Raw genomic sequence first — 17501 nt, forward strand, 5'->3', positions numbered from 1 at the left:
GATGCCAATTCCGTGCCACGCCGCGGGCGCTGCCTACAATTCTCGCCATGGAAATCACCCCGATCGAGTTTCGCGGCCAGCCCGCGCTGCGCGCCACAGGCGCCGATGGCAGCACCCTGACGGTGGCCTTGCACGGTGCGCAAGTGCTCTCCTGGACAGCGGCCGACGGGCTGGAAAGGCTTTACCTGAGCCCTTCGGCGGTGTTCGACGGCCACACGGCCATCCGCGGCGGCGTGCCCGTTTGCTGCCCCCAATTCAACCAGCGAGGCATGTTGCCCAAGCATGGCTTCATGCGCAATTTGCCTTGGGTGCACACGCCCTCGGACACGCCCGAAACGCTTCGGCTCACGCTGCGCGACGGCGACGCCACCCGCAAGCTGTGGCCGCACGCTTTTGAGGCGCGGCTCGAGGCCACGCTGTCACGTGGCCAGTTGCGCATCGCGCTCACGCTGCGCAACCTCGACAGCGCCCCCTGGACCTTTGCCGCCGCGCTGCACACCTACCTGCGCGTGGACAACATCTCCAATGTGCGGCTCGAAGGCCTCCAGGGTGCCAACCGCTGGGATTCGCTGCGCGACGACCGCCATGTGGAAACCGCGGCGGCGTTGCATTTCGATGCGGAGTTCGACAGCGTGTACACCGCCCCCGCCGAGCCGCTGCGGCTGGTGCAGCCGGGCGGCAAGCTCGAAATCTCGCAGAGCGCCAGCTGCAGCGAAACCGTGGTGTGGAACCCGGGCGCGGTGCTCGGTGCGAAACTCGCCGACATGCCGGCCGACGGTTTTCGCCACATGCTGTGCGTGGAGGCGGCCCGCATCGACGAGCCCGTGCTGCTGGCGCCCGGCGCCGAGTGGCAGGGCTGGCAGCAGCTGCGCGTGCTCTGACATTCCTTCCCCCGATTTGCTCCAGATCCCTTCCTGATTCCTTCCCTGGTTCTCCCCATGCTTGCCAAACGCATCATTCCCTGCCTCGACGTCACCGGCGGCCGCGTCGTCAAGGGCGTCAACTTTCTCGAACTGCGCGACGCGGGCGATCCGGTCGAGATTGCCGCGCGCTACAACGCGCAGGGCGCCGACGAGCTGACCTTTCTCGACATCACCGCCACCAGCGACGGGCGCGACCTGATCCTGCCGATCATCGAGGCCGTGGCGTCGCAGGTCTTCATTCCGTTGACCGTGGGCGGCGGCGTGCGCACCGTGGCCGACGTGCGCCGGCTGCTCAACGCGGGCGCCGACAAGACCAGCTTCAACTCCGCCGCCATCGCCGACCCGCAGGTGATCAGCGACGCCTCGCAGAAGTACGGCTCGCAGTGCATCGTGGTCGCCATCGATGCCAAGCGCCGCAGCCCCGAAGAAGCCGCCACGCGCGGCGCCGGCTGGGACGTGTACAGCCACGGCGGGCGCAAGAACACCGGCCTGGACGTGGTCGAGTGGGCGACCGAGATGGCGCGCCGCGGCGCCGGCGAAATCCTGCTGACCAGCATGGACCGCGACGGCACCAAGAGCGGCTTCGACCTGGAGCTGACCCGCGCGGTGAGCAACGCCGTCAACGTGCCGGTCATCGCATCGGGCGGCGTCGGCAGCCTGGACGACCTGGCCGACGGCATCCAGACCGGCGGCGCCGACGCGGTGCTGGCGGCCAGCATCTTCCACTACGGCGAGCACACGGTCGGCGAGGCCAAGGCCCGCATGGCCGCGCGGGGCATTCCTGTGCGCATCGACCGCTGAGAGTGGCCTCCTGATCTCCCCCTTGGACGGCGCTCGAACGCCTCTCAAGGGTCTTTTTCTATCCCCGACAATAGCGCGATGAATTGGCTCGATGAAGTGAAGTGGGACGCGAACGGCCTGGTGCCGGTCATCGCGCAAGAGCAGGGCAGCAACGACGTGCTCATGTTTGCCTGGATGAACCGCGAGGCGCTCGAAAAGACCGCCGAGCTCGGCCGGGCGGTGTATTTCAGCCGCTCGCGCAACAAGCTGTGGTTCAAGGGCGAGGAGTCGGGCCACGTGCAGACCGTGCACGAGATCCGCCTCGACTGCGACAACGACGTGGTGCTGCTCAAGGTCACGCAGCTGGGTCACGAGCCCGGCATTGCCTGCCACACCGGGCGCCACAGCTGCTTCTTCAGCAAGTACGAAAAGGGCCAGTGGACGGTGGTCGAACCCGTCCTGAAAGACCCGGAGTCGATCTACAAATGACCGCCCCAGTGAACCCCGGCAACACCACCGACGCCCTGGCCCGCCTGGCCGCGGTGATCGAAAGCCGCCTGCCCGCGCGCGGCGGCGACCCCGACAAGAGCTACGTGGCGCGCCTGCTGCACAAGGGCCCCGACGCCTTCCTCAAGAAGATCGGCGAGGAAGCCACCGAGGTCGTCATGGCCGCCAAGGACGCCGACCACGGCGGCGACCGCTCGAAAATAGTGAACGAAGTGGCCGACCTGTGGTTCCACACCATGGTGGCGCTGGCGCACTACGGTTTTTCGCCCGCCGACGTCACCGCGGAGCTCGAGCGCCGCGAGGGCACCAGCGGCATCGAGGAAAAGGCGCTGCGCAAGGTGCAGGCGCGCGAAGCGGGCGAGGCTGGATCTTCCAACGATTGAAAGGACACCGACCATGGCCAACGACATCGTGAACGTGGAACCCGACGACTCCCTGAAGACCTGGGGCTGGGTCAGCTACGTGCTGCACCTGATCGTGGCCATCGGCGCGGTCGTGCCGGGGGCGCAGGCCTCGGTGCTGCTCCTGCTGATCGCGCTGGTGATCGACTTCGTCAAGCGCGACGACGCGGCCGGTACGTGGCAGGCCTCGCACTTCAGCTGGCGCATCCGCTCGGTGCTCTGGGCCGGGCTGCTGTACATCGTTACGTCGTGGCTCTGGCTGCTCTTCTTCATTCCGGGCTGGATCGCCTGGAGCCTGATTTCGCTGTGGTTCCTGTACCGGATCGTGAAAGGCATGATCCGCATGAACGACGGCCGCCCCATGGAACCCAAAGATGTCATCTGACCCGAACTGCGTCTTCTGCAAGATCGTCGAAGGCAAGATCCCCTCGCGCAAGGTCTACGAAGACGAAGACCTGTTTGCATTTCACGACATCGCGCCCTGGGCGCCGGTGCATTTCATGGTGGTGCCAAAGAAGCACATCCCGTCCATGGCGCAGCTCACGCCCGACGACGCCGCGCTCATGGGCAAGATCATGACGCTGGCGCCCAAGCTGGCGCTGGAGCAGGGCTGCAGGCCCTACCCGGAGGGCGGCTTCCGGGTCGTCGTCAACACCGGCAACGAGGGCGGGCAGGAGGTTCACCATCTCCATGTCCATGTCATGGGCGGTCCCCGGCCATGGCTTCGCGGCTGAGCAGGGTTAAGCCAAACTGTCACATTCGTCCCGACTAAAATCGGACACATTCTTAGGAGTTCTCCATGGGTTCTTTTTCCATCTGGCACTGGCTGATCGTGCTGCTCGTCGTGGTCATGATCTTCGGCACCAAGAAGCTGCGGAACATGGGTTCTGATCTCGGTGGCGCCGTCAAGGGCTTCAAGGACGGCATGAAGGACGGCAGCGCCGACGCGCCCGCCGGCACCTCGGCCCCCGCCCAGCAAGTGACCGGCCAGCCGGTCAACGACAAGTCGACCATCGACGTCGAAGCACGTCAGAAGTCCTGAGCGCGGACCGCACGTGCTCGACCTCGGCATTGAGAAGCTGGCGCTGATCGGCGTCGTGGCGCTGATCGTCATCGGCCCTGAAAAGCTGCCCCGCGTGGCCCGCACCGTGGGCACCTTGCTCGGCAAGGCGCAGCGCTACGTGAACGACGTCAAGGCCGAAGTCAACCGCTCCATGGAGCTCGACGAGCTCCGCAAGATGAAGACCACGGTGGAAGATGCGGCGCGCGACGTCGAGCACAGCATCCACACCGGCGCGAGCGACTTCGAGAAGCAGTTCAGCGGCACCTCCGGCGAAACGCTGTCGGCCCTGGCCGAACCCGAAGCGCCGCCGCCGCCCGAATACAGGCATCCGCGCAAGAACTGGCGCCTGAAGCAGGGCGCCACGCCGCAGTGGTACAAGGCGCGCAACGGCGTGCGCACCAAGGCGCTGTCGGGTGCGGCGCGGGTGGCCCGCTTCCGCCCCCACACGATCAACAAGATCACCTAGCGCACTCCCACCACCGCGTTCCCCGAGCGCCGCACGCCGGCCGACGTCACGCTATCTTCTTTTCCAATGGCCGATTCCGACAACAAGAACAACGACAAAGAAGACGAGCTTGCGGGCACCGAACAGCCGTTCGTGGCTCACCTGGTCGAGCTGCGCGACCGCCTGCTGTATTGCGTGTATGGCCTGGTGCTCGCGGGCATCCTGCTGGCCATCTGGCCCGGCCCCGGCGGGCTGATCGACATCATCGCGATGCCGATCAAGGCCCACATGCCGCACGACGCCAAGCTCATTGCCATCGGCGTGTTCTCGCCGTTCTTCGTGCCGCTGAAGGTGCTGATGATGGCGGCCGTGCTGCTGGCGCTGCCCTGGCTCATGTACCAGGCGTGGATGTTCGTGGCGCCCGGCCTGTACAGCCATGAAAAGAAGTTCGCGCTGCCGCTGATCTTCTTCGGCAGCCTGCTGGCCTATGCCGGCATTGCCTTCGTGCAGCTGTTCGTGCTGGACAAGATGTTCAGCTTCATCCAGCGCTTCGCGCCCGCGGCGGTGCAGGCGACACCCGACATCTCGTCGTACGTCGAGGCCATCCTGTCGCTGTACATCGCCTTCGGCGTGGCGTTCCAGGTGCCCATCGTGGTGATGCTGCTGGTGCGCTTCGAGATGGTCACCATCGAGAAGCTGAAGTCCTTTCGCGGCTACTTCATCGTGGTCGCGTTCGTGGTGGCCGCCGTGCTCACGCCGCCCGACGTGGTGTCGCAGCTGGCGCTGGCGGTGCCCATGTGCCTGCTGTACGAGGTGGGCATCATCGGTGCCAAGTACTTCGCCAGCTCCGGCCGCAAGCCTGAAGAAGACGAGAAAGAGGAAAGCGCGGATTCCGCGCAGTCCTGATTTCCTGAGCCTTCCGACCTGACCGGCCCCTTATTCAGGCTGGTTGGGCACCTGCCTCACGGGGCTCTTCGGCCGCAGCCCCGGCATCACGTCCAGTTCCATCTTGTCGCTGCCGCGCTGCAGCGCGAACCGCGCCGTGCTGCCCGGCTTCAGGCCGGCCACCGCGGTCAGCAGGGCCTGAACGTTGTCGGTCTTCTTCTCGCCCACCGAGGTGATCACGTCGCCGGGGCGAATGCCGGCCTTGGCGGCGGGGCCGTTCTGCAGCACGCCGGTGATGATCACGCCCGCGTCCGCCTTCACGCCGAAGGTCTCGGCCAGTTCGGGCGACAGCTCGTTCGGCTCCACGCCGATCCAGCCACGGCGCACCTGGCCTTCCTTGACGATGCCTTCCAGCACGATCTTGGCCATCGACACCGGAATGGCGAACCCGATGCCCATGCTGCCGCCCGAGCGCGAGTAGATGGCCGTGTTGATGCCCTGCAGGTTGCCGTTCACGTCGATCAGCGCGCCGCCCGAGTTGCCGGGGTTGATGGCCGCGTCGGTCTGGATGAAGTTCTCGAAGTTGTTGATGCCCAGCTGGTTGCGCCCCAGTGCCGAGACGATGCCGCTCGTCACCGTCTGGCCCACGCCGAAGGGGTTGCCGATGGCCAGCACCTGGTCGCCCACCTGCAGCGCGTCGGAGTCGCCCAGCACGATCACCGGCAGCTTGTCGAGCTCGATCTTCAGCACCGCCAGGTCGGTGTCGGGGTCGGTGCCGATCACCTTGCCGCGCGCATGGCGGCTGTCGTTGAGCGTCACCTCGATCTCGTCGGCGCCTTCCACCACGTGGTTGTTGGTAAGGATGTAGCCGTCGGGGCTGACGATCACGCCGCTGCCCAGGCCCACCTGGGGCTGGTCGTCCTGGTCGCCGAAAAAGAAGCGAAACCACGGGTCGTTGCTGCGCGGATGGCGCTGCGCCGCCTTGCTGGTGTTGATGCTCACCACTGCGGGCGAGGCCTTCTTGGCCGGCACGCTCAGACTGCCGGGCGTGCCCAGCGCGGACGTGGCGGGCGTGCCGGCCGGCGCCTCCACGATCGACACCACGCCACCCAGCGACGTCGAGCGCTTGTTGAGCCATTCGGGCTTGAGCGTCGCAACGACGAAATAGGCCGCCAGCAGGACGGTCACGGCTTGGGCAAAGAGCAGCCAGGTGCGTTTCATGAAAGATTGGTGAAAAAGACGGTGGAAGGCTGCACGACGGCGCAGCAATGTTGTCAATTGTCTATCAACCCCGCGCGCCAGAAACCGCGCCGCACGGTCGAGATTGGCCTCGCCCGGCTGCGTAAACAAGGGTTAACCCGTAGCATCCCGGGGCGGTCCCATCCGGCCCGCCCTTCCAGGCCTCCCGTGCCGCCCACCCGGCGTGCCCGGCCAGGCATTTCGCCCACGCGCCGTTCTTCCGCTTCCTCCGTTTTTCACCCCGGTCCTGCGGGCTGGCGCGCGGCCACGACCTTCCTGCCAGCCATGACTTCCAAGACCACCATCCCCGGCGGCGCGCAGCCGGCACCGGCGCGCTTCCCGCCCACCGAGTCCATCCAGTCCGCCCCTCGCACCCTCGGCTCCAGCGACTACAAGACCCTGGCCCTGTCCGCCCTGGGCGGCACGCTGGAGTTCTACGACTTCGTCATCTACGTGTTCTTCGCCACGGTGCTGGGCGCGCTGTTCTTCCCGGTGGACATGCCCGACTGGCTGCGCCAGCTGCAGACCTTCGGCATCTTCGCGGCCGGCTACCTGGCGCGGCCGGTGGGCGGCATCGTCATCGCGCACTTCGGCGACGTGCTCGGGCGCAAGCGCATGTTCACGCTGTCGATCTTCCTGATGGCCGCGCCCACGCTCGTCATCGGCCTGCTGCCGACCTACGCCAGCATCGGCGTCGCGGCGCCGCTGCTGCTGCTCGCCATGCGCGTGCTGCAGGGCGCGGCCATCGGCGGCGAAATGCCCGGCGCGTGGGTGTTCGTGGGCGAGCACGTGCCCGAGAAGCGCTACGGCTTCGGCATCGGCATGCTCACCTCGGGCATCACGGGCGGCATCCTGCTGGGCTCGCTGGTTGCCGTGGCCATCAACCGCCACTACTCGAGCGAGCAGGTGAGCGACTTCGCCTGGCGCATTCCCTTCGTGCTGGGTGGCGTGTTCGGGCTGGTGTCGGTGTACCTGCGCCGGTTTCTGCACGAGACGCCGGTGTTCAAGGAGCTGGCCGGCCGCAAGACGGTGGCGCGCGAGCTGCCGTTGCGCACCGTGCTGCGCGAGCACCGCCTGGCGTGCGTTTACGTCGCGCTGCTGACCTGGGTGCTGTCGGCTGCCATCGTGGTGGTGGTGCTGTACACGCCCACCTACCTGCAGAAGGTGCACCACATTCCGGCCGCGCTGGCGCTGGAGGCCAACGCGCTGGCCACGCTCACCCTCACGCTGGGCTGCATGCTGGCCGGCTGGGCCAGCGACCGCGTCGGCTCGCGCACCGTGATGCTGGTCGGCTGGGGCGGACTCTTTGCCACGGCATACATGTTCTACAGCGGGCTGCCCGGCACGCCGGCCACGCTGTTCTGGCACTACGGGCTGGTGGGCCTGTTCGTGGGCACCATCGCCACCGTGCCGATTGCCGGGGTGCGGGCGTTTCCGGCGCCGGTGCGCTTCTCGGGGCTTTCGTTTGCCTACAACATGTCTTACGCGGTGTTCGGCGGGCTCACCCCGGTGATCCTCACGCTCTGGCTGCAGCACGACCCCATGGCGCCCGCGCATTACGTGGCGGTGCTGGCGGGACTGGGCTTTGTGCTGGCCTTCCTGCCGCTGGCCGCGCGCGGCCATGCGATGCGCGACGGCGCGGCCAAGGCCTGAAGCGCAGAGCGGTACAGCGGTAGGCGGCAAGGCGCAAGGCCAGCGCGACAATGTCGGCATGACCACCACCCGCCACGAACTGCTCCAGGCATTCGACCAGCTGCTGGCCCCCGGCCGCTTCAAGGACTACGGACCCAACGGCCTGCAGGTCGAGGGCCGCGCCACCGTCCGCAAGATCGTGTCGGGCGTGACCGCCAGCCGCGCGCTGATCGAGGCCGCCATCCACGCCGAGGCCGATGCCCTCTTCGTTCACCACGGCCTGTTCTGGCGCGGCCAGGACGGCCGCGTCACCGGCTGGATGAAGCAGCGCCTGGGCCTGCTGCTCGGCGCCGACCTGAACCTGTTCGCCTACCACCTGCCGCTGGACGCGCACCCTGAACTCGGCAACAACGCACAGCTCGGCCTGCAGCTGGGGCTCGTCGCCCACGCGGGCCCGGCCGGCCGCTTCGGCGAGCAGGAGCTGGGCTTTTTGGGCGCGCAGGCGAACGGCGAGGCTTTTGCCGATGCGCAGGCGCTGGCCAGCCACGCCGAAGCGGTGCTCCGCAGGCCGGTGACGCTGGTTGACGCGGCGCGTCGCCCCGTGAGAAACATCGCCTGGTGCACCGGCGGCGCGCAGGGCTACTTCGAGGCCGCCATCGCCGCCGGCGCCGACGCCTTCATCACCGGCGAAATTTCCGAGCCGCAGGCCCACTACGCGCGCGAGATGGGCGTGGCCTACCTGGCTTGCGGGCATCACGCCACCGAGCGCTACGGCGCGCAGGCCGTGGCCGGGCAGGTGGCGGCGCAGCTCGGGCTGGTGCACGAATTCATCGACATCGACAACCCCGCATGACCGAAGCCATTGCCATCACATTGGGCGACCCCGCGGGCATCGGCCCCGAGATCATCGCCAAGGCCTTCCGCGACGCGCCCGATGCCACGCGCGGCGCCTTCGTCGCGGGCGATGTCGCCACCATGCGCCAGGCCTCGCAGGCGCTGGCCGCGCCGGGGCAACCGGGCTGGCCGGTGCTGCAGATCGGCTCGGCGGCCGAGGCCGCCACCGTGCCGGCGCGCTGCATTCCCGTGCTGCAGGTGATTGCGCCGCCGTCGCACATCGCGCTGGGCCAGGTCAGCGCCGAGGCCGGCCGCGTGGCGGGCGAGTGCGTGGTGTGGGCGGCGCGCGCGGCGTTGCGCGGCGAGATCGGCGCCATCGTCACCGCGCCGCTGCACAAGGAGGCGCTGTCCGCCGCCGGCTTTCCGTACCCCGGCCACACCGAGCTGCTGCAGGCCGAGGCCGCCGCCCACCTGGGCCGCGACGTGGCCGACGTGCCGGTGCGCATGATGCTGGCCAACGACGAGCTGCGCACCGTGCTCGTCAGCATCCACATGTCGCTGCGCCACGCCATCGAGGCCGTGCGCTTCGAGGGCGTGCTCCAGACCCTGCGCATCACCCACCGCGCGCTCACCCAGGCGCTGGGCCGCGTGCCGCGCATCGGCGTGGCGGGGCTGAACCCGCATGCGGGGGAGGGGGGCCTCTTCGGTTTGGAAGAGCGCGAGATCATCGCGCCGGCCATCGAGGCCGCGCGCGCCGAGGGCATCGACGTCAGCGGGCCCTACGCGCCCGACACCGTCTTCATGCGCGCGCGCGCCAAGCAGGGCGTGGCGTCCAGCGGCGAGTTCGACGTGGTGGTGGCCATGTACCACGACCAGGGGCTGATCCCGGTCAAGTACCTGGGCGTGGAAAAGGGCGTGAACGTCACGCTGGGGCTGCCGCTGGTGCGCACCAGCCCCGACCATGGCACCGCGTTCGACATCGTGGGAACGGGGCGGGCCGATGCGTCCAGCCTCGTGGAGGCGCTGCGCATGGCCCGGGTGCTCAAGGGCGGTTGAACTGTCGCTGGAGGGCGCCCGAACGAGCGCCCCGGAAACTCAGACTCAGACGCGCTGCTTCAGGCTGTCGCGAATCTCGCGCAGCAGCACCACGTCTTCCGGCGTGGCGGGGGCGGCGGCGGGCGCCGGCTCGTCCTTGCGCTTCAGGCGGTTGATCTGCTTGACCATCATGAAGATGATGAAAGCCAGGATCACGAAGTTGACCGCGATGGTGATGAAGTTGCCATACGCCAGCACCGGCACCCCGGCCTTCTTCAGGTCGGCCAGCGTGTTCGCCACGCCGGGTGGCGCCGTGCCCAGCACCACGTAGAGGTTCGAGAAGTCGAGCCTGCCGAACACCAGGCCGACCACCGGCATGATGATGTCGGCCACGAGCGAGTCGACGATCTTGCCGAACGCCGCGCCAATGATCACGCCCACCGCGAGGTCGATCACATTGCCCTTGACGGCAAATTCCTTGAATTCACTGAGGATGCTCATGATTCGAACGGCTGCTTGAGCGCCGGTGGTTGTAGGAGCGGCAAGTATGCCTGCGGATCGCGTGCGCGAAATGCGCGGCGGCCACCCTAGCCAAGCGTCCGGGCCACTGCGCTCGCGATTGCCGCCTGCAACACATTCAGCCCGGTTTTGTCCATTTCCGTAACCAGTTCCGGTGGTTTTGGTTACAGAGAGATACCTACAGCAACCGTTACCTCAGAGAAACGCTTGTGCGCTGGTAGGATCACGCCCCGGCAAGTTACAAAAGTTGACTTCTGACGGCTTCCTCGCACCGGGGTTGTCTTCACCGGGAGTTTCAGCGCTGGCGGTGCCCTTCGGACCAGCTTTTCTCCCATCGAGACGCAGGCCAAGTGTCTCTTTGGCACAAGAGAAAAGTACGGTTTTCTTACAAAAACGACGGGCATCGCGGTAACCACAATTGTGTGAAAAAGAATTGCGCCGCAACAAATGCGAGGAGGCATTTGTTGGCTGCGCAATTTTTGCTAATGAATAACGAATTTCCTGGGGATCAGAATTGAGAAGAAATGCGAACGTCCTGAAGTGGACTTCGGCACTCGCTTGTGCCGCGGTGCTTCAAGGTTGCGCGATCGTGCCCGGTATGGGCAACGTGGAGCCCTACGACGGCGGTGAGCTGGCGACCCAGTTCCGCTACCTGCCCGACGAGGCGCCCGAAGGCCAGGTCACCCCCATTTCGCTCGCGCTCGTGCGCACGCTGGCCCAGGCCGCGCCGAAGGGCGTGCCGCCCGAGGTGCAAGCCCTGTTCGGCAAGGGCGATCGCTACACCATCGGGCCGGGCGACGTGGTGGGCGTCATCGTCTATGACCACCCCGAGCTGTTGCCCAATGCGGGCGCCGTCATTTCGCAAGCCGCCGACCCGACGGGCGTGCAGGTGGCACCCGGCTTCATCGTCGACGCCGACGGCGAAGTCGCCTTTCCGTACATCGGCCGCGTGCGTGTCGGTGGGCTGAGCGAAGGCGATGCTTCCGACCTCATCGGCAAGCTGCTCACGCCGCACATTCGCGACCCGCAGGTCACCGTGCGCATCCAGTCGTTCCGTAGCCGCCGCGCGTATGTCGAAGGCGAAGTGCGCACCCCCGGCTCGCAGATCTTCACCGACGTGCCGATGACGCTGAACGAAGCCATCAACCGGGCCGGCGGCATCACCGCCGCGGGCAACCGCTCGGCCATCACGCTCATTCGCAACGGCCAGTCGATTGCCATCGACATGACCCGGCTGCGCGAGGCCGGCTACGACGGCAACAGCATTCCGCTGAAAAACGGCGACACCGTGCGCGTGGCGAATCGCGAAGACGCCAAGGTCTTCCTCATGGGCGAAGTCGTCGCCCCGCTGGCACTGCCCATGCGCAGCAACGGCCGCCTCAGCCTGAGCGAAGCGCTGGGCGAAGCCGGCGGCACCTTGAACTCCACCGCCAACGCCGGCCAGATCTACGTGATTCGCCAAGGCGCGACAGGCGCGCCCGCCATCTTCAACCTGAATGCGCGAAACCCAGCGGCCTTGGCCATTGCGAGCCAGTTCCGGCTGCAGTCGCAGGACGTGGTCTACATCGACCCCGTGCCTCTCGTGAAGTGGAACCGCGTGGTCAGCTTGATATTGCCGTCGGCGACGGTGGCCAATGCCGCGAGCGAGATTTACGTCAGGCACGCCAACTGAAGCTCCCGCAGCCCATTCCTTCCATTCCTTGCATGAAGCGGCGCGAGAAGTGGAGGGGCGTTTGAAGGCGACGGTTCAGGTGCGATAGGGCGACGGCTTCCATCGAGAGGGCGCTGTCGGAAGTTTTTGTTTCCAGTGTTCTCATCATGCAAGCCATCCATCCAGATCAACCCATTGCAATCATCGGCCTGGGCTACGTGGGCCTTCCTCTTGCGGTGGAGTTCGGCAAGAAGCGCTCGGTGGTCGGTTTCGACATCAACGCCAAGCGCATCGCCGAACTGCAGGGCGGACACGACCACACCCTGGAAACCACGCCGGAGGAACTGAAGGCCGCCGCGCAGCTGGCCTTCACCTCGCACATCGATGACCTGCGCGACTGCGCCGTCTTCATCGTGACCGTGCCCACGCCCATCGACAACGCCAACCGCCCCGACCTGACGCCCCTGGTGAAGGCCAGCGAAACCGTCGGCAAGGTGATGCGCCAGGGCGCCATCGTGATCTTCGAGTCGACCGTGTACCCCGGCGCCACCGAAGAAGTCTGCGTGCCCGTGCTGGAAAAGTTCAGCGGCAAGAAGTTCAACGTCGACTTCTTCTGTGGGTACAGCCCGGAGCGCATCAACCCGGGCGACAAGGTCAACACGCTCACCAAGATCAAGAAGATCACCAGCGGCAGCACCCCCGAGGTGGCCGACACGGTCGATGCGCTCTACAACCAGATCATCACTGCCGGTACGCACAAGGCCGCGAGCATCAAGGTGGCCGAGGCCGCCAAGGTGATCGAGAACACGCAGCGCGACCTGAACATCGCACTGGTCAACGAGCTCTCGGTGATCTTCGAGCGCCTGGGCATCGACACGCTCGACGTGCTCGAGGCGGCCGGCAGCAAATGGAACTTCCTGCCCTTCCGCCCAGGCCTGGTGGGCGGGCACTGCATTGGCGTGGACCCGTACTACCTGACGCACAAGGCGGAGCAGGTCGGCTACCACCCGCAGGTGATCCTGGCTGGGCGGCGCATCAACGACAACATGGCGCGCTACGTGGCGCGCAACACCATCAAGCTGATGCTGAAGAATGGCATGGACGTGCCGCGTTGCCGCATCGGCATTCTGGGCATCACCTTCAAGGAGAACTGCCCCGACATCCGCAACAGCAAGATCGTGGACATGGTGCGCGAGTTCGAGGCATGGGGCGCATCCGTGGAAGTGGTGGACCCTTGGGCTGAAGCCGAAGAGGTGGCGCACGAGTACGGCATTCGGCTGGGCCGGGTCGATGCGCAGCACCCTGTCGACGCGCTCGTCGTTGCCGTGGGCCACAACGAGTACCGAGCCGCGACCATTGCCGAATTGCGCGCCCTGTGCCGTGGCGAGCAGCCCGTGCTGGTCGACGTCAAGAGCCTGTTCAGCCCGAAAGAGGCCCGCGACAGCGGCTTCTCCGTGTTCCGCCTGTAAGCCATTTCCCGTTTCTTTCTCGACATGAAAAACTTTGCACTGATCGGCGCCGCCGGCTACATCGCACCGCGCCACATGCGCGCCATCAAGGACACGGCCAACCACCTGGCCGTGGCGTACGACATCAACGATTCGGTCGGCATCATCGACAGCATCTCGCCGCAGAGCGAGTTCTTCACCGAGTTCGAGCGCTTCTACGAGCATGCGCAGCAACTCAAGCGCAACCCCGCCACAGCTTTGGACTACGTGGCCATCTGCAGCCCCAACTACCTGCACCACCCCCACATTGCCGCGGGCCTGCGCCTGGGCTGCGACGTGATCTGCGAGAAGCCCCTGGTGCCCACGCCGGACCTGGTCGACGAGCTGGAGCGCGTCGAAAAGGAAACCGGCAAGCGCGTCTTCAACATCCTGCAACTGCGCCACCACGACGCCATCCTGAAGCTGCGGGACAAGGTGGCTGCCGCGCCCGCGGACACCAAGTTCGACGTGGAGCTGACCTACATCACCTCGCGCGGCAAGTGGTACATGGAAAGCTGGAAGGGCGACAACCGCAAGTCGTTCGGCGTGGCGACCAACATCGGCGTGCACTTCTACGACATGCTGCACTTCATCTTCGGCAAGCTGCAGCGCAACGTGGTGCACTACAGCGGCACCGCCAAGGCGGCGGGCTACCTGGAATACGAACGCGCGCGCGTGCGCTGGTTCTTGTCCATCGACGCCAACGACCTGCCGGCCGACGTGAAGGGCAAGAAGACCACCTTCCGCAACATCGACATCAGTGGCGAGAAGCTCGAATTCTCCGAAGGCTTCACCGACCTGCACACCGTGAGCTACCAGGAGATCCTGGCGGGCCGAGGCTATGGGCTGGAAGATGCGCGCCATTGCATCGAGACAGTCAACGTCATTCGCAGCGCCAAGCCCGTCACGGGTGAGCAAGGCGAAGTGCACCCCTTCGTGCGCCAGTTGGCCTGAAGCACCGGGAGCTCGGCATGGCATACAAAGCCCACCCCACTGCGATCATCGATGACGGGGCCCGCATCGGCGATGGCACGCGCATCTGGCATTGGGTGCACGTCAGCGCCCAGGCTTCGATAGGCGAGGGTTGCTCGCTGGGCCAGAACGTCTACGTCGGCAACGACGTGACGATCGGCAACAACGTCAAGATCCAGAACAACGTCAGCGTGTACGACGCGGTAACGCTGGAAGACGACGTGTTCTGCGGGCCGAGCATGGTCTTCACCAACGTCTACAACCCTCGCTCGGCCGTCACGCGCAAGGACGAATACCGCCGCACGCTCGTGAAGCGCGGCGCCACGTTGGGCGCCAACTGCACCATCGTGTGCGGCAACACCGTGGGCGAATACGCGTTCGTGGGTGCCGGCGCCGTGATCAACAAGAACGTGCCGGCCTATGCGCTCATGGTCGGCGTGCCCGCCAGGCAGATCGGCTGGATGAGCGAGTTCGGCGAGCAACTCGCCTTGCCATTGCAAGGCACGGCCGAAGCCGTGTGCGCACAAACCGGCGCGCGCTATGTACTCGACGGCAATGTCGTGACCAAGTTGGAAGCCCAGAAGCAATGATCGAATTCATCGACCTCAAGACCCAGCAAGCGCGCATCAAGGACCAGATCGACGCGGCCATTCAGCGCGTGCTGGCGCACGGTCAATACATCCTTGGTCCTGAAGTGGCCGAACTGGAAGAAAAGCTGGCCGCCTATACAGGTGCGAAGCATTGCATCACCGTGGCCAATGGCACCGATGCATTGCAGATCGCGCAAATGGCGCTGGGCATCGGGCCGGGCGATGAAGTGATCACACCTGGTTTTACGTACATCGCGACTGCCGAGACGGTGGCGTTGCTGGGCGCCAAGCCGGTGTATGTGGACATCGACGCACGCACCTACAACCTTGACCCGGCACTGCTGGAAGCTGCCATCACGCCGCGGACCAAAGCGATCGTTCCGGTGAGCTTGTACGGGCAGTGCGCGGATTTTGACGCCATCAACGCAATTGCCGCGCGTCACGGAATTCCGGTAATCGAAGATGCGGCGCAAAGCTTTGGCGCTACCTATAAGGGGCGCAAGAGTTGCAACCTCAGCACCATCGCATGTGCGAGCTTCTTTCCTAGCAAGCCGTTGGGTTGCTACGGAGACGGTGGCGCGATCTTTACCAATGACGATGAATTGGCGAAGGTGATGCGGCAGATTGCTCGGCATGGGCAGGATCGGCGGTATCACCATGTTCGAGTAGGGGTGAATAGCAGATTGGATACCTTGCAAGCGGCTGTTTTGTTAGCCAAGCTTGATATTTTCGATGAAGAAATCGCAAGCCGACAGCGTGTTGCCGACGACTATCGTCGTGTGCTGAAGAATGCTGGCACTACCAAATTTCCCATCATCGAGTCTTATAACCAAAGCGTCTGGGCGCAATATACCGTGCGCGTTGACGACCGAGATGCGTTACAGGCAAGGATGAGGCTTGCCGGAATTCCAACGGTTGTTCACTATCCAATTCCCTTGAATCAGCAGCCTGCAGTAGCGGATGATCAGGTCAGTTTACCTATCGGCAATGCGGCAGCCCGAGAGGTTTTAAGCCTCCCAATGCATCCGTACATGACACTGTCTCACACTTTAGAAGTTGTCCGCGCGTTTGCATAAGTTCGACCGGCTGATGCAAATAAAATCATTTATTTTTGCGGCCCGCTCCAGATTTAGATCTGCCAAGCGCCACGGATTTATGCGCTCGGTTGGTGTGTTGGTAGGTGGAACGGCCCTCGCTCAGGCTATTACGGTCTTAGCACTCCCATTGCTTTCAAGGCTATATACACCTTTGGATTTTAGTTTGATCGCGGTATTTTCGTCAGTTCTAGCGATTCTTTCGGTGGCAGCCTGTTTTCGGCTTGAGATCGCAATTCCAATGCCTGAGCTTGACGAAGATGCCGCTAATCTTTTAGTGCTGGCCCTGTGTGCCTGTTGCATGGTTGCAACTACGGTTGGACTATGCGTATGGTGGTTTCCGACGCAAATCGTTGATCTTCTAAAACAGCCGGCCCTTCTCCCATACCTGTGGTTGTTACCACTGGGGATATGGATGGCCAGCTCCTATACAGCTCTCCAATTTTGGGCTACACGTAAAAAGCGATTTTCCACGATTGCCAAAACTCGTATGACGCAAGCCATTGGTGGCGTCGGAACGCAAGCCGGTATGGGATGGGCGGGCTTTACACCTTTCGGGCTATTGCTGGGGCAAGTTGTAAGCAGTGGCGCAGGTCTGTTTGGCCTCGGACGTGATGCGCTCCACGATACAGCTTTTCGCCGTATCAATTGCGGCACCATGTGTCGCATGCTCAGGCGGTACGATCGCTTCCCTAAGTACTCCACCGTAGAGGCACTAGCAAACAGCGCTGGGATCCAGCTGCCGATTCTAGTGATTGCGGCGCTAGCGGTCGGACCTGAAGCTGGTTATTTGATGCTGGCAACTCGTACTATGGCCTCGCCCATGGGGTTAATAGGGGGAGCGGTTTCTCAAGTGTATTTGTCACGGGCACCTGAGGAAATGCGTGCCGGGCGCCTTGGTGCCTTTACTTCGCATGTCATCAGCGGCTTGGCTAAAACTGGTGTGGGTCCTTTAGTTTTTGTCGGACTAATAGCACCAGTTGTTTTCCCAATAGTATTTGGAGAAAAATGGCAGCGCGCTGGTGATTTAGTTGCATGGATGACGCCCTGGTTTGTGATGCAGTTTTTAGCATCCCCTGTTTCGATGGCGTTGCATGTGACCGGAAGTCAGCGCGCGGCATTGATTCTTCAAATATTTGGACTTTTTTTTCGGATAGGCGCCGTTGTAGTCGCCGCATGGTTGATGCCCGCGCGCATCGTGGAAGTTTATGCGATTTCTGGTTTTGTTTTCTATTTCATATATCTGTATGTCGTGATGCAGCTTTCTAGACTTGAGATTTCTGAATTTCTAAGCGAGTTGAGGTCGAGCGCTATTGTCGTTTGCGCATGGATTTCCTTTGGCGCCTTGCTGGCGCTGTGTTTGCCGGCGTTGCTGAATAAATGAGTGCAAGTTTATTGCAATTATTTTTTGAAAAACTGATTGGTATTTTCAATATACTAAATT

General features: G+C 64.2%; 20 protein-coding genes. 18 read left to right on the top strand and 2 right to left on the bottom strand.

All coding sequences use genetic code 11. The features are described from left to right. The first annotated feature begins 47 nt into the window (after positions 1-47). The 9 genes from QTI51_RS01110 (at position 48) to tatC (ending at position 5025) form a co-directional block, all read left to right on the top strand. Entirely contained in the window at positions 48-881 is an 834-nt protein-coding gene (locus QTI51_RS01110) for a D-hexose-6-phosphate mutarotase (RefSeq protein WP_116912179.1), read from the top strand. A 57-nt stretch (positions 882-938) separates the two neighbouring features. After that, a complete protein-coding gene (gene hisF / locus QTI51_RS01115) occupies positions 939-1724 on the top strand; it encodes an imidazole glycerol phosphate synthase subunit HisF (RefSeq protein ID WP_116912178.1) in 786 nt (261 codons plus the stop codon). 78 nt (positions 1725-1802) lie between these two features. Next, positions 1803-2192 (top strand): phosphoribosyl-AMP cyclohydrolase, encoded by a 390-nt coding sequence (gene hisI / locus QTI51_RS01120; protein ID WP_013539725.1) that lies wholly within the window; start codon positions 1803-1805, stop codon positions 2190-2192. After that, a complete protein-coding gene (locus QTI51_RS01125) occupies positions 2189-2593 on the top strand; it encodes a phosphoribosyl-ATP diphosphatase (RefSeq protein ID WP_286513214.1) in 405 nt (134 codons plus the stop codon). The genes hisI and QTI51_RS01125 overlap by 4 nt, the downstream gene beginning before the upstream one ends. Before the next feature lie 13 nt (positions 2594-2606). Beyond that, positions 2607-2996, top strand: a complete 390-nt coding sequence (locus tag QTI51_RS01130; RefSeq protein ID WP_116912176.1) for a DUF4870 family protein — start codon at positions 2607-2609, stop codon at positions 2994-2996. Continuing rightward, positions 2986-3345 carry a histidine triad nucleotide-binding protein gene (locus QTI51_RS01135; protein ID WP_116912175.1) on the top strand — a complete coding sequence of 120 codons (360 nt, stop codon included), beginning with the start codon at positions 2986-2988 and terminating at the stop codon, positions 3343-3345. The genes QTI51_RS01130 and QTI51_RS01135 overlap by 11 nt, the downstream gene beginning before the upstream one ends. A 65-nt stretch (positions 3346-3410) precedes the next feature. Next, a complete protein-coding gene (tatA, locus tag QTI51_RS01140) occupies positions 3411-3653 on the top strand; it encodes a Sec-independent protein translocase subunit TatA (protein ID WP_116912174.1) in 243 nt (80 codons plus the stop codon). 13 nt (positions 3654-3666) lie between these two features. Next, positions 3667-4140: a Sec-independent protein translocase protein TatB gene (gene tatB / locus QTI51_RS01145; protein WP_116912173.1), complete on the top strand. Its 474-nt coding sequence runs from the start codon at positions 3667-3669 to the stop codon at positions 4138-4140. A gap of 66 nt (positions 4141-4206) precedes the next feature. Continuing rightward, on the top strand, positions 4207-5025 hold the full coding sequence (gene tatC / locus QTI51_RS01150) for a twin-arginine translocase subunit TatC (protein ID WP_286513207.1): 819 nt from the start codon (positions 4207-4209) through the stop codon (positions 5023-5025). Between the two features lie 30 nt (positions 5026-5055). Here tatC and QTI51_RS01155 read toward each other — a convergent pair whose 3' ends face one another. Then, positions 5056-6225 (bottom strand): trypsin-like peptidase domain-containing protein, encoded by a 1170-nt coding sequence (locus tag QTI51_RS01155; protein ID WP_116912171.1) that lies wholly within the window; start codon positions 6223-6225, stop codon positions 5056-5058. Positions 6226-6528: 303 nt separating this feature from the next. Here QTI51_RS01155 and QTI51_RS01160 point away from each other — a divergent pair, with 303 nt between their 5' ends. The 3 genes from QTI51_RS01160 to pdxA are packed head-to-tail and all read left to right on the top strand — an operon-like array spanning position 6529 to position 9765. Then, positions 6529-7896, top strand: a complete 1368-nt coding sequence (locus QTI51_RS01160) for an MFS transporter (protein WP_286513202.1) — start codon at positions 6529-6531, stop codon at positions 7894-7896. Positions 7897-7954: 58 nt separating this feature from the next. Continuing rightward, complete coding sequence (locus QTI51_RS01165) at positions 7955-8728, top strand: Nif3-like dinuclear metal center hexameric protein (RefSeq protein ID WP_286513199.1); 774 nt, start codon at positions 7955-7957, stop codon at positions 8726-8728. Further along, on the top strand, positions 8725-9765 hold the full coding sequence (gene pdxA / locus QTI51_RS01170; RefSeq protein ID WP_286513196.1) for a 4-hydroxythreonine-4-phosphate dehydrogenase PdxA: 1041 nt from the start codon (positions 8725-8727) through the stop codon (positions 9763-9765). Before QTI51_RS01165 ends, pdxA begins: the two co-directional genes overlap by 4 nt. A 45-nt stretch (positions 9766-9810) precedes the next feature. Here the strand turns inward: pdxA and mscL are convergent, their stop codons facing one another. Then, a complete protein-coding gene (gene mscL, locus QTI51_RS01175) occupies positions 9811-10245 on the bottom strand; it encodes a large conductance mechanosensitive channel protein MscL (RefSeq protein ID WP_286513193.1) in 435 nt (144 codons plus the stop codon). 616 nt (positions 10246-10861) lie between these two features. Here mscL and QTI51_RS01180 point away from each other — a divergent pair. From QTI51_RS01180 to QTI51_RS01205, 6 genes are all read left to right on the top strand, one after another. Further along, positions 10862-11935 (top strand): polysaccharide biosynthesis/export family protein, encoded by a 1074-nt coding sequence (locus QTI51_RS01180; protein WP_286513751.1) that lies wholly within the window; start codon positions 10862-10864, stop codon positions 11933-11935. A 146-nt stretch (positions 11936-12081) separates the two neighbouring features. After that, positions 12082-13383: a Vi polysaccharide biosynthesis UDP-N-acetylglucosamine C-6 dehydrogenase TviB gene (gene tviB, locus QTI51_RS01185; RefSeq protein WP_286513191.1), complete on the top strand. Its 1302-nt coding sequence runs from the start codon at positions 12082-12084 to the stop codon at positions 13381-13383. A gap of 24 nt (positions 13384-13407) precedes the next feature. Beyond that, positions 13408-14355 (top strand): Gfo/Idh/MocA family protein, encoded by a 948-nt coding sequence (locus QTI51_RS01190; RefSeq protein WP_286513188.1) that lies wholly within the window; start codon positions 13408-13410, stop codon positions 14353-14355. Positions 14356-14372: 17 nt separating this feature from the next. Continuing rightward, positions 14373-14963 (top strand): acyltransferase, encoded by a 591-nt coding sequence (locus QTI51_RS01195; RefSeq protein WP_286513186.1) that lies wholly within the window; start codon positions 14373-14375, stop codon positions 14961-14963. Further along, on the top strand, positions 14960-16039 hold the full coding sequence (locus QTI51_RS01200; protein WP_286513183.1) for a DegT/DnrJ/EryC1/StrS family aminotransferase: 1080 nt from the start codon (positions 14960-14962) through the stop codon (positions 16037-16039). Before QTI51_RS01195 ends, QTI51_RS01200 begins: the two co-directional genes overlap by 4 nt. Next, positions 16032-17441, top strand: coding sequence for a lipopolysaccharide biosynthesis protein (locus tag QTI51_RS01205; RefSeq protein WP_286513181.1), 1410 nt, complete (start codon positions 16032-16034; stop codon positions 17439-17441). Before QTI51_RS01200 ends, QTI51_RS01205 begins: the two co-directional genes overlap by 8 nt. Positions 17442-17501 lie beyond the last annotated feature (60 nt).

The organism is Variovorax sp. J22G73 (genome assembly GCF_030317035.1).
Classification (GTDB): domain Bacteria; phylum Pseudomonadota; class Gammaproteobacteria; order Burkholderiales; family Burkholderiaceae_C; genus Variovorax.